Below are 16,028 nucleotides of genomic sequence, written 5' to 3' on the forward strand. Positions count from 1 at the left end.
GTGGGGACGGGAATCTTGATCGCCACTCGCGGAGTCGTCATGTCGACGAACTACCGCAACACCCGCGAGATCGCGTCGTTCGCTTCTTCGATTGTCGAGGGCGACGAGTTCGTCGACATCGAGGGCGGCCCCGACCGGGCGGATGCCGCACTCGCCGTTCCCCGCACCGGCCCCTCCCCCGTGCTGTCGTCGTTCTCGTCGCACGCGGCGCACGATGCCGCGCTCGTTGCCCACGTGCGCTCGCTCGTCGCGTCGGGTGTCGATGCTGGCGACGTCGGCGTGCTGACGGCCACGAATCGGGATGCCCAGGCTCTCGCCACCGCGCTGCGCGCAGGCGGGTTCGGCGTGGTGGAGCTGAAGAGCTACTCGGGGTCGACGGCGCCGCTGGTCAAGGTCGGCACGATCAAGCGCGCGAAGGGTCTCGAATTCAAGCACGTGCTGCTCGGGCGCGTGGCGGGAGAGTTGCTCGCGCCCGCGGTCGACGGGCCCGACGACGGGGCCCGCGAGCGCCGCGAGATCGAGCGGCGGGAGTTGTACGTCGGCATGACCCGTGCCCGCGATGGGTTGTGGGTTGGGTCGAGATCACCTGACAGGAGATCATGATTCCGTGACTACTTCGGGGAACGGCGACTTCTACGAGGCGCAGCAGCTCGCAATGCGCATTCGAGTGGTGACAGACCACCTTGTGGACGGGTTGCGATCGGCGAATTCATTGGTCGATTGGATCCCGAATAGGGCCGTCTCTGCGCGATCTCTTCGCGGTCGGCCGACTCCACTCACGATGGCGCGATTCGATGAGACGCGATACTTGAGCGCTTGGAAGAGCGCCTTATGGGGGTTCTACGGCCGCAAGAGTCGAGCGCGGGAGTACGAGCGGAACGAGCCGCTTGCAGACGCATGGCGCAAGCACCAGTCGCATTGGGCAAAGAAGATGCGATCGCGCGACGCAGAGATCGCAGAGTTCGATGCGGCCATAGATGCTCGGAAGCGCGCAGCCGAGGAGTACAACGCACGCGCCTTGCAATTGAAGGATTCCGCCCGCGGAGGAGATCGAGAGTCTCAATGGGATTTCAGCAAGCTCCTCATTGCGGAGTATGCGAAGAGGAACCTACCTAGGGATCGTATTCGCGCTTCGCTCTCATTCGAGTCCAAGCGCGTGGTTCTCGAAACGGAGGTCCCCCTAGACACGATCGTCCCCCGCGAGAAGTCAGTTCGACGACTCAAGACGACCGGAGAGATTCGGTACTCCAACCGAACTGACGCTGACGTCCGGAGGCTCTACTCGCGCTATCTGGCACAGGTTGCACTGTCTACGGTCAACGCGATCTTCGCTCTGACCGACGACGAACTAGTCGAAACCGCGGTCGTCAACCTGTACGTCGTCGCCCCGAATCCCGCTACCGGTCTAGTAGGCCCAACAACACTCCTCAGCTTGATGGCGTCGCGAAGCGAAATCGAAGCGATCGATCTCGCAGCTGTGGACCCGGTCGCCTGCCTTCGCCACCTCTCAGCGACGGTGTCGAGAAGCCCGTCGGAGGTAGTCCCAGTTCGACCTATTGCGTCCGTGGACATGGCTGATGCCCGATTCGTGACCGAGGCCGATGTGCTCAGCGCGCTAGACACCAGGCCGAACCTGATGGAGCTATCGCCGACCGAGTTTGAGTCTCTCGTCCAGAACCTCTTCGCCAGCATGGGGCTCGACACTAAGCAGACTCGCGCGTCCCGCGATGGCGGAGTGGATGCGATCGCCTTCGACCCACGACCGATCATCGGCGGCAAGATCGTCATCCAGGCCAAGCGGTACAAGAATGTCGTAGGAGTGAGCGCCGTCCGAGACCTATTCGGCACACTGCAAAATGAGGGTGGGAGCAAGGGAATCCTTGTGACGACGAGCGGCTACGGAAGGGCGAGCTTTGAGTTCGCGAAGAACAAGCCGCTCGAACTGATCGATGGTTCGGGACTGCTCTTCTTGCTCAAGGAGCACGCGGGAATCGACGCTCGAATAGTCGTTCCGGAGGACTGGCTGGAACCCACTCCCGACTAGGGATCCCGGCCGCACCTCGTACCACCAGCTGTTGCACGCGACATCGCAAAGTTTGCGCGCCGCCTCATGGAAGGCTAGAACCGCAACCAGAGCAGACTAGCTGGTTAGAAGGCTTGACGATCCAAGGCCTCTGCCCACGACTACCGGGCAAGTCAGAGCCAGCGTGGAGATGGAGCCGGTCATGTCAGACGGACCATGAATCGGCCCGGCTAGGCACAGTAGGAGCGCCAGAGGGCGGGGACTGATCTCCAATCGGACGGTACCGGCTTCGATCCAGGTTCGTCTCTTGAGATCAGTTGATCGGACGCTAGATGCGCCAGCCCTCACGGCGCGCGAGTTCGACGAATCCGATGCACTCGACCCCAAACTCATCGGCGACGTTGGGGATCATTAGGTTGTGTGGGTGGGCGTTCCACCCGGCGCGGTGCTCGTCGGTGACAATGATCCTCCCGTGCTGCACGCCGTGTGCCACCACGAACGGGTCGGCGGCGTTCTTCTCAACGCGCGCCCAGCCCGGGTACTGCTCGGTAATCGTCTGGGCGAGCTCTAGTTCCGGCCGGTCAGGCGGGCACAGGAAGCCCTCCGTGGTGGTCGCCCAATCATGCAGCTCATCGTCGCCCTGTCGGGTTTCATCGAGCGCTTCCGAGCAGATGCATGCCCGCCCGTCGTCGATGAGTTGCTCCAACGGCAACCAGACGCTCGGGAAGATGTCGCGAGGATTCCGCCGCGTCAGCATGATCAGAATGCTCGTGTCGATCGTGTAGTCGCTCACTCGCGCACCACACCTCCAGAACGCCGGAAGTCTTCGACCATGCGCTCCACCACGGGGAGACGTGCGCGAAGCAGGTATGTCGCGTCGAGATAGCTAACACGCTCGGAATCAAGCGCCTCGACAACCGCGCCGAGATACGCAGGCCCAAGGTCTCGCGTCCGCAAAGTCCACGGCGGCGGAAATCCATCGGCGTCCCGGAGTTTCTGCCTCGCAACGCGCCACTCGGCCTCAGACTCTTCGCGGAACTCGTTCAGTGCTTCTTCGTCGATCAGCCCGAGGGTGCAAAGGCGAATGCCCGCAGCGATCTGACTGACTCGAAACTCACCTGCAATATCGCGGATCATGCGGCGGAGATCAGGGTTTCGAGGAACCGCGCGAACCTCGCTCTCTGGCATCAGGAAGTGTGCGGCAAACCGGTTCGCCAGAACTTCTGCGTATACAGACTCAGCGAGGACGCACACTCCACTTGTTCGGTTGGCAATGTGCGCAACCTCGTGAAAGAGAGAGAAGACCTTCCCGTTTGGCGCATCAGCGCCATTTATTAGAATGATCGGCAGTTGGTCGTGGTAGATGGATAGGCCACGAAAGACGTCGTAGTCAATCCCGGTTGTCTGAAAGATGAGGTAGCCACGGGCTTCCAGCTGACCCCTCCAGAAATTGAAGACAGCGTTTGCTGCCGTTTCGTTCGGACGAAACTCGTCTCTGAGGCCCAGCGCGTGGCGGAACTCCGCAGCGCGTTCCTGAACGTTGTCAAAGTCGACCTCGCCGGGCTTGATGGGCAAATCGCCCTCACCGACTAGCTCCGCGAAGACTGCACGCTGTGCATCGGCGCGGCGCATTTGCTTGTATAGAGCCGCCGGAAGCGTCCCATCAGCACGACCGCGGAAGTCTGCTGTCCGAGCGACGTCGGGCTCGTCGGGGGGTGGCCCCAATAAGAACGCTAGGGTTCGGTCCAGTCGCCTGGCGATCAGTCGCGCTTGACGCAGCGTTGGCTCGGCCTCGCCGGACTCGAACTTCTCGTAGCGATCCGCGCCGAGGTTCGCCGCTCGTGCGACTTCCGCCGTATCCAGGCGCACCATTTCGCGAGCCCACCCGAGTGTGCCCGGATTGATCGGAACGCGCGTAGCCACGACTCAGACCTTCCTTTGCTTCTCCAAGAGACTAGGGCAGCCGGCCGGCTCTCCTATGAAGCGACGGTCCTCTCGCGCTTCGATCAAGCGTCGGCGGGCTGTCCCATTCACCGTTGCTTCGAATCACCGTTCTGCGTTCGAGGAGCCTCGCGCCGCACATCCTGCGACTGCTGCGCGATCGTGGGCGGCATGGGGCGTCCTGAGATGTCACCTTTCTGTTCAGCAGGCAGCCCTGCGCAACCCTGAAGTCCGGACGGCAGCCCGTCCTAATCGAGCAACACAGTGTCTGCGATCATGGCCACAACATCCTCCAACGAGGCGTAGTCGGCGGTGGTCAGCCCGCTGTGGGACGCGAGCATTGGGCTCACGTCCCGCATCTCGTCGAAGGTCGTGCGGTGGGCAATCGGAATTACGCGCCCGGACCCGAGCAACACCGACAGTTCCTTGTCCGCGATCCCCTCGGCATTGAGACTCTTGAGCATCGCCGGGGTAACGAGCACTATTCCGGCGCGGGAGTTCTTCAACCCCTTGTCGATCTGCCGCATGAGCGGCGTTCCCAGAGGAACATCTTTCTCACTGAACCACACCTTCACGTCGAGCGCAGTCAGGAGGTTGTAGAACTCCAGTGCGTCACCGTTTCGATCGTCCCAGGCGTGGCAGAGGAATAGGTCGCGCCCGTCGGTGTCGGTCTGGGCGATTCGAACGACTTGCTCATGTACAGGATTGAGCGTCTGGTATTCGCGCACCGAGTAGGTGACGGACGAGCGCCGTGCACGGCTCGCGCTGCTGCGATTGCCACTCCGTCCGCCGCCAGTCGAGCGGCTGACGAAACTTGGAAAGCGTTTCGGCGCCGGTGGCGGTGTGAAGACGGGGGGCGGGGAGTAGTAGCTGCGCCGTGACGAGCGATAGCGACATGCAGGGCAGTTAGCAGCACCGCTTGCGGTGCGGTGACCTTCGACTGGAGCAGTGCATTGAGACATGTGCGGAGCATATGTGCCGCCTCCGACACGGAGACTATGTACACGCGAGGCATTCGCCGAATGCGTAGTCCGCGCCCTCCTCGATTGTGACACCTTTCGGAGTGTTCTCACTTCTGTGCCGCCCAGCGATACATCCGAAATTTCCTGGGACCATTGATAGGGCGGACCAGACTTCAACCCGTTAGCGACGGATTATGAGTGCGCATCCTCGAAACTTGAGACTGAAGGGATAGTGACCGGGCCAGACTTGAGCCAGCACAGATGCGCAGGCTTCCAAAAGTTCTTGTCTACGTCTACGCTTGCGCCCGCTCCAGCACGAGCTCGCGCACGCGAGCAGCATCGGCCTTCCCGCCCATCGACTTCATGACGGCACCGATGACGGCGCCGGCGGCCTGCACCTTGCCGTCGCGGATCTTCTCCAGCACGTCGGGCTGCTGCGCGAGCGCCGCATCGACCGCCGCGATGAGAGCGCCGTCGTCCGAGACGACCTCCAGACCGCGAGCCGCCACGACCTCGGAGGGAGTGCCCTCCCCCTCGATGACACCCTCGAGCGCCTGCCGGGCCAGTCGGTCGGTGAGCGCACCCGACTCGACGAGCTGCACGATCTCGGCCACGTGGGCTGCGGTGATGAGCGACGCCGGTTCAGCATCCCGAGCGTTCGCGATGCGGGCGATCTCGCCCGTCCACCACTTGCGGGCCTGCTGCGGTGACGCGCCCGCCGCGACCGTGTCGGTGACCTCCACGAGCAGGCCGCTGTTCACGACGTCGCGGAACTCCAGGTCGGTGAAACCCCACTCCTCCTTGAGGCGGCGGCGTCGGGCCGCGGGGGGCTCCGGCAGGGCATCCCGAAGTTCGTCGATGAGGGCCTGCGTCGGCACGACCGGCAGCAGGTCAGGCTCCGGGAAGTAGCGGTAGTCGTCGGCGTCGCTCTTCACGCGGCCCGCCGACGTCACACCCGTATCCTCATGCCAGTGGCGGGTCTCCTGCTGAATCGAGCCGCCCTTCGCCAGAATCGCCGCCTGGCGCTGAATCTCGTAACGCACCGCCCGCTCCACAGAACGGAACGAGTTCACGTTCTTGGTCTCCGTGCGGATGCCCAGCTCAGCCTGCCCGCGCGGCCGCAGCGACACGTTCGCATCGCAGCGCAGGTTGCCCCGCTCCATGCGCGCCTCGCTGATGCCCAGCGCCCGCACCATGTCGCGGATCGTGCTCACGTAGGCCTTCGCGATCTCCGGCGCGCGGTGCTCGGCGCCGTAGATCGGCTTCGTCACGATCTCCACGAGCGGCACGCCCGCGCGGTTGTAATCGACGAGCGAAGACTCAGCACCCTGGATGCGGCCCGTCGAGCCGCCCACGTGCGTGAGCTTGCCGGCATCCTCCTCCATGTGGGCGCGCTCGATCGGGATGGCGACCAGCGTGCCGTCCTCCAGCTCGACCTCGACCTCGCCCTCGAAGGCGATCGGCTCGTCGTACTGGCTGATCTGGTAGTTCTTCGCCAGATCCGGGTAGAAGTAGTTCTTGCGGCTGAACGTGCTGCTCGGCGCGATCTGGCAGCCGAGCGCGAGCCCTAACGAGATCGCGAACTGCACGGCCTGCTCGTTGACGACCGGAAGGCTGCCGGGCAGGCCCAGGCAGACCGGGGTGATCGCCGTGTTGGGGTCGGTGATGTCGTTGTCGCTCAGCGCGGGGTTGGGGGCGTCTGAGAACATCTTCGTCTTCGTGCTCAGCTCGACGTGCACCTCGAAGCCGAGCACCGGCTCGAACATCTCGAGTGCCTTGTCGAAGTCCATGAGTTCTGCCTTCGCCATCAGCGCTGCCCTCCCGTCGCACCCTGAGCGGCCAGAGCCAGCTCGGGCGCCTGCGACCACAGCGGGCCGCCCCACTGCGCCTCGAGCAGCTGCTCGACCGCCGCGCCCACCGTGTACAGGCGAGCATCCTCGCGTGCGGGCGCCATGATCTGCAGCCCCACCGGCAGGCCGTCCTCCGGCGCGAGACCCATCGGCAGGCCCATGCCGGGCACTCCCGCCAGGTTCGCCGGAATCGTCGTCACGTCGTTCAAGTACATCGCGAGCGGGTCCGACATCTTCTCGCCGAACTTGAACGCCGTCGTCGGCGCGGACGGCGACACGAGAACATCCGCCTGCGCGAACGCCGCCGCGAAGTCGCGCTGAATGAGCGTGCGCACCTTCTGCGCACTGCCGTAGTAGGCGTCGTAGTAGCCCGCCGACAGCGCGTACGTGCCCAAGATGATGCGTCGCTTCACCTCGGGGCCGAACCCGGCCTCGCGCGTCGCCGCCATGACATCCTCGACCGTTCCGCCCGCGACCTCGCGGCGCAGACCGAAGCGCACCGAATCGAACTTCGCCAGGTTGCTCGACGCCTCCGCCGGCAGAATCAGGTAGTACGCAGCGATCGCATACTCGAAGTTCGGAGCGCTGACCTCGACGATCTCGGCACCCGCCGCCGCCATCAGGTCGAGCGTCTCGTGGTAGCGCTGCTTCACGCCCGCCTGGAAGCCCTCGCCCTCGAGCTCCTTCACCACGCCGACGCGCACGCCCTTGAGAGCGTCACCCGACTGGCCTGCGCGCGCCGCAGCCGCCATCGACGGCCACGCATCCGGAATCGACGTCGCATCGCGCGGGTCGTGCCCGCCGATCACGTCGTGCACGAGAGCCGCATCCAGAACCGAGCGCGACACCGGGCCCACCTGGTCGAGGCTGCTCGCGAGCGCGATCGCGCCGTAGCGGCTCACCCCGCCGTACGTCGGCTTCACGCCCACCGACCCGGTGACCGCGGCCGGCTGGCGGATCGAGCCGCCCGTGTCGCTGCCGAGCGCGATCGGCGCCTCGAACGCCGACACCGCCGCCGCCGAACCGCCGCCCGAACCACCGGGAATCCGGTCCAGTGCCCACGGGTTCTTCGTCGGCCCGTACGCCGAGTGCTCCGTCGAGGAGCCCATCGCGAACTCGTCCATGTTCGTCTTGCCGAGCGGAATCAGGCGCGCCTCACGCAGGCGGGCGACGACCGTCGCGTCGTACGGCGGCACCCACCCCTCGAGGATGCGCGAACCGGAGGTGCTCGGCATATCCAGCGCGCACAGCACGTCCTTGATGGCGATCGGCACGCCGGCCAGCTCGCCCAAAGGCTTGCCCGCAGCACGGTCGGCGTCGACCGCCGCGGCCGAGTCGAGGGCGTCGGCGCTCACGTGCAAGAACGCATGAACATCCCCGTCGACGGCCGCGATGCGGTCCAGGTGCGCCTGCGTCACCTCGACGCTCGAGACGTCGCCCGACGTCAGGCGAGACGACAGGTCGGCAGCAGAAAGGCGAGTGAGATCGGTCATGATCGTGGCCCCTACTGCTCTTCGCCCAGGATGGCGGTCACGCGGAAGCGGCTGCCGTCGTGGTCGGGCGCGCCCGCGAGGGCCTGCTCCGTCGTGAGCGTCTGCCCCACCTCGTCGGGGCGCATGCCGCCCGTCAGCGGAATCGGGTGGCTCGTCGCCGGCACATCCGGCGTCGCGACGCGCTGCACGGTCGCCACCGCGTCGACGATCGCGCCGAGCTCGCCCGTGAGCTGCTCGATCTCGTCGTCGGTCAAAGCGATGCGGGCAAGCGACGCCAGGTGCGCGACGCGCTCGGGCGTGATCTCAGACATGGGACTCCGAAACGAAAATTGCAGGCAAGCGGGACGCTCCCATCCTACTGAGACGGATGCTCGGCCCCGACGGGGCTCACGCGAGGGGTCCCACGGGACAGCGCCCACGGGACAGCACTCACGGCTCAGCGCTCACGCCACGGGGCGGCACTCGCTCTCGCCCGTAAGCGTCATCGCGCTGTCGCTCGCGCGGAACAGCAGCAGCTCGCCCTGCGCGCTCTCGCCCTTCAGCTCGATGACGTCAGACACCTCGGTGAGCGTCACCTCGAGATCATGGGCTCGCCACGCCTCCTCCACCCGATCGGCAGCGCGAGACGGCGACGCCGGCGCCTCGGCCAGGCGCAGCGCCGGGAAGCGCTCCCCCGTCACCCACAGCGGAATCGTGCACTCGCGCGGCGTCGGATCGTCCTGCACCGACCAGGAGCCGCCCGCCGCCGCCTGGGTGTCGTCGAGCAGCGCGACGAAGCGCTCACGCGCCTCCTCGTCCTCCACCGCCGACGGAGCCTGCAGCGTGCATCCGCTGAGAGCGGCGACACCGATGACCGCCGCCACGGCGACGATGCCGAACCTGCTGCGCCTGATCATGGCCCTCCGCGGTCAACCTAACACCGGCATGCGCCGCAGGAACAGCAGACTGTCAGGTCTGCGTGGGTGGCGGTCGGGTGGCAGCCAGCGCGAGGCTGCTCAGTGCAGCATCGCGAGCGTGCGACCCGCGTCGAGCGCCGAACCGTCGGTCACGAGCTCGCCCCGGTCGATCGCGATGAGCGCCAGGTTGCGCATCGACTCGGTGCCCGGCACCCAGTACTCGTTGTGCCCGGCCGACCCGGCGAGCACCTCGTTCGTGATGACGTCGACCGACCCGAGCACGCTCATGACACGCGCGCCGTACGACGGGGCGCCCGGGTCGGAGCCGAAGAAGGCGCTGTTCGGAATCGGATCCCACGCCGCCTCGCCCACGAACACGTCACCGCGCACGTTGAGCTCGTCGACGCTCTGCGCGGGCGAGCCGGGCGAGCCGACCATCGCGAGCGCGTCGACCGTCGTGTCGTCCTCGAGCGCCAGCAGTGCCGCCGTGGAGCCGTACGAGTGGGTCAGGAGGGAGACGAAGGGCGGGTCATCCGCCCGGAGAGTCTGCAGGCCCTCGATCGCGGCAGCGATCGCATCCCGACCCTCATAGGCCAGTTCCATGCTGCCGACGTTCATGAGACTCGGCGTCTGGTAGCCGATCCACGCGACCGTCGCGACCGTCTGCTCCTGCGTCGCCGCACCCGCCTCTGCCAGCAGGGCGAGCCACGACGTCTGGTCGTCGTACAAGCGCGCGCCGAAGCCCGTCCAGCCCACGATGTCGCCCGCGACCGTGACGAGCATGCCCGGGATCATGTAGCTCACGTAGTCGGCCGTCTCGAGATCGCCGAGCACGACCGCGGCCTTGCCCTGCCCGTGCGTGTCGAGGTTCAGCAGCGAGCGCGGCGGGTTCGCGATGGCCGGGCCCAGAGCATCCACGACCTCGTAGAGCATCTCGAGTCGGTGCAGGTTCTGCGTGGCGACCGCGCGCCCCACCGCGGCATCGGCCTCCAGCTCCAGCTCGCGGATCGTGGAGCGCAGCAGCGCCCGGTTCGCCTGGTTGCGCACCGCGAACGGCACGCCGTCCAGATTGCCGACGACCTCGGGGGTCGCGGCGATGAGCGAACGCTGCGCGGTGGCATCGAGGCCTGCCCACCAGCTGGTCACCTGGTGCGCCGCAGGCGGCGAACTCAGGAGTTCGTGAACCGCATGGGGATGCGTGGTCACGAAGTCGGCCGCGGCAGCCGGGGGTAGCGCCGAGAGGCCATGCAGAAGCGAAGAGCCCGAGAACGTCGCCAACTGCTCGGCCGCGAGGGGGAGCGCGGGAGCGACGACGGTCGGGGCCGACCGCTGATCCAGACTGGTGGGCAGGTCGATGGCCCGCCCAGGGGCGGGGGTCATGGGGGCGAGCGGTGCGGAGGTGAGGCTCGCGAGGGTGTGCGGTGCCGGGGAGGTGAGGCTTGCGAGAGTGTGCGGTGCCGGGGAGGTGACGGCGTGAGCGTCGGGGGTCGTGAACGCGTAGCCGGCGTGAGCGGAGGAGAAGCTCGAGGAGACGCCCGAGTTCTCGGGCAGCACGACGGGCCCGCCGACCGTCGCGACAGTCAGCGAGGCAATAAGTACAGCCGTCGCATCGAAGAGCACTGCGATCCCCTCGCGCGCTGCCAGACCCCTTGTCCCCGAGACACGGGTAGACAGCGCGGTTTCATGGTAGGGGAAAAGTGACCCCAACGGGGGGTATCGCCGCAAAAACCTTCATCATTCACGGAGTCGTTACACGGACGACATCAAGAGTCTGCCGCGCGCTACTCCCCCGCGGCCGCTGGTTCGTCGAGCGCCTCGGGCCCCTGCGTGACGAGCACGGCGAACTGCGCCGCATCGATGATGCGCAGGCCCAGCTGCTCCGCTTTGGCGAGCTTCGAGCCGGCGCCCGGGCCAGCGGCCACGAAGTCGGTCTTCTTGCTCACACTGCTCGCCGCTTTGCCCCCCGCGGCGATGATCGCCTCCTGAGCACCCTCGCGCGTGAAGCCCTCGAGGCTGCCGGTCGCCACGACGGTGACGCCCGCGAGCACTCCCCCGGCGGCGGCCGCCGCTCCGGGGCCGGGGTGGCCCTCTGTGTGCCACTCGAGACCCGCCCTCTGCCACGACTCGACGATCTCGACGTGCCAGTCGACGGCGAACCAGTCGACGAGCGCCTCTGCGATGATCGGGCCCACGCCGTCGACAGCGGCGAGCTCCTCCTTCGTCGCCTCCCTGATGTGCTGAAGCGACCCGAAGTGGTCGGCGAGCGCCCGCGCGGCGACGGGGCCCACGTGCCGGATCGACAGCGACACGAGCTTTCGCCACAGAGGCTTCTTCTTGGCCTTCTCGAGCTCGTCGAGCAGATTCGTCGCGGCGGAGGAGACGATGAACTGCTCGTCGCCGTCGAACGGCCCCGCCGGGTCGTAGGGCGGGTCGGGCTTCGACTTCGTCGGCTCCTGGCCGGGCAGCGGGGCTCTCCTCAGCCGTCGGAACGGACTGCGCCGTTTCGCCTCGCCGTCCTCCTCGAGCTTCGGCAGCCCCGTCTCGCTGTCGGTGACGATGACCTCGATCGGCAGCAGCTGCTCGAGCGTCAGCGCGAACAACCCGGCCTCGGTCACGAGAGGCGGCGTCTCGGGCACCTCCGGCTGGGTGAGCGCCGCGGCGCCGATCTCGCCCAGGCCCTCGATGTCGAGTGCACCACGGCTGCCGATGTGCTCGACACGGCCGCGCACCTGCGCCGGGCAGCTGCGCGCGTTCGGGCAGCGCAGGTCGACGTCGCCCTCCTTCGCGGGCCTCAGCTCGGTGCCGCACTCCGGGCAGTGGGTGGGCATGACGAACTCGCGCTCGGTGCCGTCGCGCAGCTCGACGACCGGCCCGAGCACTTCGGGAATCACATCGCCGGCCTTGCGCAGCACCACGGTGTCGCCGATGAGCACGCCCTTGAGCTTGACGACGTCCTGATTGTGCAAGGTCGCCTGCCGCACCTCGCTGCCGGCGACGCGCACCTTCTGCATGACCGCGAAGGGCGTCGCGCGGCCCGTGCGGCCGACGCTCACGACGATGTCGAGCAGCTTCGTGTTGACCTGCTCGGGCGGGTACTTGTAGGCGATCGCCCAGCGCGGGGCTCGGCTCGTCGCCCCGAGCTCGTCGTGCAGGGCCAGCTCGTCGACCTTGACGACGACGCCGTCGATCTCGTGCTCGACGCTGTCGCGGTGCTCGCCGAAGTGGGTGATGAACTCGGCGGCACCCTCCGCCGAGTCGCGCACGCTCGCGTGGTCGCTCGTCGGCAGCCCCCAGCGCGACAGCAGCTCGTAGATCTCGCTCTGTGCCGCCACGGGCGGGTTCTGCCACGCGCCGATGCCATGGACGAGCATCCGCAATCGGCTCAGCCGATCGTGCATGCGCGCCAGCTGCGCCGCATTCTTGCCCTCCGCCTTCTGCCGCAGCGAGCCGCTCGCCGCGTTGCGCGGGTTCGCGAACTCGCGCTCGCCCGCCTCGCGCTGCAGGCCGTTGAGCGCATCGAATGCCGCTTTCGGAATGAATACTTCGCCGCGCACCTCGACGAGATCGGGCACGCTGTCATCGTCGAGGCGATTCGGGATGCCCGGCACGAGCCGCACGTTCTCCGTGACGTCCTCTCCCACGACCCCGTCGCCGCGCGTCGCCGCGCTCACGAGCACACCGCGCTCGTAGCGCAGGTTGAGGGCCAGCCCGTCGATCTTCAACTCGCACAGCCAGTGGATCGCACGGTTCGCGTCGCGCTCGACCTTCGCCGCCCACGCCGCGAACTCCTCCGGCGTGAACACGTTGTCGAGGCTCAGCATGCGCTCGGCGTGCGTCACCGGGTCGAACAGGGTCGACTCGGCGCGGCCGCCGACCGTCTGCGTCGGGCTGTCCTGACTCTGCAGCTCGGGGAACTCGCGCTCGATCTCCGCCAGCCGCTGCAGCTTCTCGTCGTACGAGGCGTCGTCTTCCAGCACGGTGTCGCGGCCGTAGTAGGCGTCGCGCAGCTCGAGGATGCGGCTCGTGAGCGCCTCGACCTCGGCGCGGGCCGCGTCGCGGCTCAACTGCGCGACCGGGGTCGACGAACTCGTCGACCCCGCCGCAGTATCGGTGCGGTCATCTCTCGCGGCGCCACTCACGGCGCCAGTCTAGAAGCGCACGCTGACATCACGCGCCGCGACGGCTCGCACAGCATTCCGCCGCACCTTCCACAACTTCGGAGTGGAAGGCGCGCGATGCGCGCTCGCTCAGGACGCGGTGGCCGGCACGGCGTCGCTCGGCGAATCCGAGTGCGCATCGGCACTGACCGTGCGATCGATAGTGCACTGGCCGAGCACGCGCGTGCCGACGTAGATCACTGCGGTCTGGCCCGGGGCGACGCCGTGCAGCGGCTCCTCCACGGTGACGACGAGCTCGAGCGTGCCCGCGCCCGGGAGCCCGGAGGGTGAGCCGGCGTCGTCCGCGTCGGCGTCGTCCGCATCGGCGTCGGCGCCCGGCGCTGCGCCCGCACTCGGCACCACGCGAGCCCGCGCCGGCACCGGGTCGGCGTGCGCGCGCACCTGCACCTCGCACGCGAACTCGGCCACGGCATCCGGTGCGGCGGGATGGGCGCCGGGCTCGGCGACGGCGATACCGGAGGCGACCGGGTCGAGCCCCGCCCACGTGAAGCGCGCGCCGGCGAGCTCGCGCACCGCGAGCGCCTCGCGCGGGCCGACGACGACCTCGTTCGAGCGCGGGCGCACTTCGAGCACGAAGCGGGGGCGGCCGTCGGGTGCGGGCACGCCCAGGTTGAGCCCGCGCCGCTGGCCGACCGTGAAGCTCGTCGCCCCGTCATGCGAGCCGACCTGCGCACCGTCGCGGTCGACGATCGCGCCCGCCTCCGGCTCAATGCGGTCGGCGAGCCAGCCGCGGGTATCACCGTCGGGGATGAAGCAGATGTCGTGGCTGTCGGGCTTCTGCGCGACGGTGAGCCCGCGTGCGGATGCCTCCGCCCGTACGGCGGCCTTGTTCGGCGTGCGCCCGAGCGGGAACATCGCGTGCGCCAACTGCTCGGAAGTCAGCACGCCGAGCACGTACGACTGGTCCTTCGCCTCGTCGGAGGCGCGGTGCAGCTCACGGTGCCCGGAGTCGTCGGTCAGGATGTGCGCGTAGTGCCCGGTCGCGACGGCGTCGAAGCCGAGGGCGAGAGCCTTCTCGAGCACGGCCGCGAACTTGATGCGCTCGTTGCAGCGCATGCACGGGTTGGGCGTGCGGCCGGCCGCGTACTCGGCGATGAAGTCGTCGATGACGTCGTCGCGGAACCGCTCGCTGAAATCCCACACATAGAACGGGATGCCCAGCCTCTCGGCCGCGCGACGAGCATCCAGTGAGTCTTCGATCGTGCAGCAGCCGCGCGCACCCGAGCGCAGGGTGCCCGGCATGCGGCTCAGCGCGAGGTGCACGCCCACGACGTCGTGGCCCGCGTCGACCGCGCGCGCGGCAGCCACGGCGCTGTCGACGCCGCCGCTCATCGCCGCGAGAACCTTCACCCCTCCAGGGTACGCGGGGTTGCGGCCCACCCGCCCGCATTGGTGGCACCGAATGAAGGCGGTCGGGCGTTCACCGTCGGCGTGTCGCCCGCAAAGTGCCGACATAATCGGGGCGAGGGCAGGGGGTTGCGGGGCGGGCGGCTAGCGACCGAGGCGGGGCTGCCGCGCCGCGAGCCCCGCGCCGACGGCCTGACGGGCGGCGTGAGCGAGAGCATCCAGGAACGCGTCGATCTCGTCGGCCGTCGTCGCAGGCCCGAGCGACACGCGCAGCGAGCCGCGCGCCTCGGTCGGCGACACCCCCATCGCGAGGAGCACATGCGAGGGCTCGGGCACTCCGGCCTGGCACGCCGACCCGGTCGAGACGGCGAAGCCGGCCTGGTCGAGCAGGAACAGCAGCGAGTCGCCCTCGGCGCCGGGCACGCGCACGTGCAGCGTGCCGGGCAGGGAGTCGGCGAGATCGGTCGACAGGCGCACCTCCGGCACGCGATCACGGATGCCCGCCGCAAGCCGATCACGCAGCCCCCGCTTGCGGTCGGCGCGGTCTGCAAGCGCGGCGCAGGCGTCTTCGGCGGCGGCGGCGAACCCGGCCGCCCCCGCGGCATCCATCGTGCCGGAGCGCCCGCGCTGCTGCGCCCCGCCGTGGAGGAGCGGCTCGACCTCTGTGCCGCGCCGCAGGACGAGCGCGCCGACGCCGACGGGCCCGCCGACCTTGTGGGCAGAGATCGAGACGGCGCTCACACCCGCGGGCAGGGGGTCGAGCGGTACCTGGCCGTAGGCGGCGATCGCGTCGACGTGCACGGGCACGCCGGCGGCCGCCGCGAGCGCCGCCGCCTCGGCGACGGGCTGCAGCGTGCCGACCTCGTTGTTGGCCCACAGCATCGTGAGCAGGGCTGCGCCGTCAGAGGAGACGGAGCGAGGGGTGAGGGCCTCCTCGAGCGCGTCGAGCCGCAGCCGGCCGTTCGCGTCGACGGGCAGCCACTCGACGCTCGCACCCTCGTGATCGACGAGCCACTGCACCGCATCGAGGGTCGCGTGGTGCTCCGCCGCGGGGGCGAGGATGCGCGTGCCGAGACCCGCGGCTCGCCGCGACCAGTACAGCCCCTTGATGGCGAGGTTGACCGCCTCGGTGCCCCCGCCCGTGAGGGTGACCTCGATCGGGTCGACGCCGATCGTCGCGGCGATGCGGGCGCGCGAGGAATCGAGTAGGGCGCGCGCCGACTGGCCGGCCGAGTGGATCGACGACGGGTTGCCGACGACGGCGAGCGCCTCCACATACCGCTCCCGCACGGCGAGCGGCATGGGCGAGGTCGCCGCGTGGTCCAGGTAGATGGTCAT

Annotated in this window: 13 protein-coding genes; 2 read left to right on the forward strand and 11 right to left on the reverse strand. The window is 68.2% G+C overall.

The window, feature by feature from the left end; genetic code table 11:
• Positions 1–15: 15 nt before the first annotated feature.
• Together HUJ41_RS09030 and HUJ41_RS09035 are read left to right on the forward strand one after the other, a co-directional pair.
• Positions 16–603: a 3'-5' exonuclease gene (locus HUJ41_RS09030; RefSeq protein ID WP_179872289.1), complete on the forward strand. Its 588-nt coding sequence runs from the start codon at positions 16–18 to the stop codon at positions 601–603.
• Between the two features lie 205 nt (positions 604–808).
• Positions 809–2,044, forward strand: coding sequence for a restriction endonuclease (locus HUJ41_RS09035; RefSeq protein WP_218925600.1), 1,236 nt, complete (start codon positions 809–811; stop codon positions 2,042–2,044).
• A gap of 307 nt (positions 2,045–2,351) precedes the next feature.
• Here HUJ41_RS09035 and HUJ41_RS09040 read toward each other — a convergent pair whose 3' ends face one another.
• From HUJ41_RS09040 to HUJ41_RS09090, 11 genes are all read right to left on the reverse strand, one after another.
• Positions 2,352–2,816 (reverse strand): DUF4411 family protein, encoded by a 465-nt coding sequence (locus tag HUJ41_RS09040; protein WP_179872290.1) that lies wholly within the window; start codon positions 2,814–2,816, stop codon positions 2,352–2,354.
• Positions 2,813–3,895, reverse strand: a complete 1,083-nt coding sequence (locus HUJ41_RS09045) for a helix-turn-helix domain-containing protein (protein ID WP_179872291.1) — start codon at positions 3,893–3,895, stop codon at positions 2,813–2,815. The genes HUJ41_RS09040 and HUJ41_RS09045 overlap by 4 nt, the downstream gene beginning before the upstream one ends.
• A gap of 317 nt (positions 3,896–4,212) precedes the next feature.
• Complete coding sequence (locus HUJ41_RS09050; protein WP_218925601.1) at positions 4,213–4,692, reverse strand: toll/interleukin-1 receptor domain-containing protein; 480 nt, start codon at positions 4,690–4,692, stop codon at positions 4,213–4,215.
• Between the two features lie 527 nt (positions 4,693–5,219).
• Positions 5,220–6,734 (reverse strand): Asp-tRNA(Asn)/Glu-tRNA(Gln) amidotransferase subunit GatB, encoded by a 1,515-nt coding sequence (gene gatB, locus HUJ41_RS09055; RefSeq protein ID WP_179872293.1) that lies wholly within the window; start codon positions 6,732–6,734, stop codon positions 5,220–5,222.
• Entirely contained in the window at positions 6,734–8,269 is a 1,536-nt protein-coding gene (gatA, locus tag HUJ41_RS09060) for an Asp-tRNA(Asn)/Glu-tRNA(Gln) amidotransferase subunit GatA (protein ID WP_179872294.1), read from the reverse strand. The genes gatB and gatA overlap by 1 nt, the downstream gene beginning before the upstream one ends.
• Positions 8,270–8,280: 11 nt before the next feature.
• Positions 8,281–8,580, reverse strand: a complete 300-nt coding sequence (gene gatC, locus HUJ41_RS09065) for an Asp-tRNA(Asn)/Glu-tRNA(Gln) amidotransferase subunit GatC (RefSeq protein ID WP_152583205.1) — start codon at positions 8,578–8,580, stop codon at positions 8,281–8,283.
• 132 nt (positions 8,581–8,712) lie between these two features.
• Entirely contained in the window at positions 8,713–9,165 is a 453-nt protein-coding gene (locus tag HUJ41_RS09070; protein WP_152583204.1) for a hypothetical protein, read from the reverse strand.
• Between the two features lie 99 nt (positions 9,166–9,264).
• The gene (locus HUJ41_RS09075) at positions 9,265–10,785 is read right to left on the reverse strand and encodes an alpha/beta hydrolase (protein ID WP_179872295.1); all 1,521 of its coding nucleotides are present in this window, start codon (positions 10,783–10,785) and stop codon (positions 9,265–9,267) included.
• Between the two features lie 161 nt (positions 10,786–10,946).
• Entirely contained in the window at positions 10,947–13,229 is a 2,283-nt protein-coding gene (ligA, locus tag HUJ41_RS09080) for an NAD-dependent DNA ligase LigA (protein WP_179873951.1), read from the reverse strand.
• A 183-nt stretch (positions 13,230–13,412) separates the two neighbouring features.
• On the reverse strand, positions 13,413–14,693 hold the full coding sequence (gene mnmA / locus HUJ41_RS09085; RefSeq protein ID WP_179872296.1) for a tRNA 2-thiouridine(34) synthase MnmA: 1,281 nt from the start codon (positions 14,691–14,693) through the stop codon (positions 13,413–13,415).
• A 141-nt stretch (positions 14,694–14,834) separates the two neighbouring features.
• Positions 14,835–16,028 carry a cysteine desulfurase family protein gene (locus HUJ41_RS09090; RefSeq protein ID WP_179872297.1) on the reverse strand — a complete coding sequence of 398 codons (1,194 nt, stop codon included), beginning with the start codon at positions 16,026–16,028 and terminating at the stop codon, positions 14,835–14,837.

The sequence above is a fragment of the Microcella indica genome (genome assembly GCF_013414345.1).
Lineage (GTDB): Bacteria > Actinomycetota > Actinomycetes > Actinomycetales > Microbacteriaceae > Microcella > Microcella indica.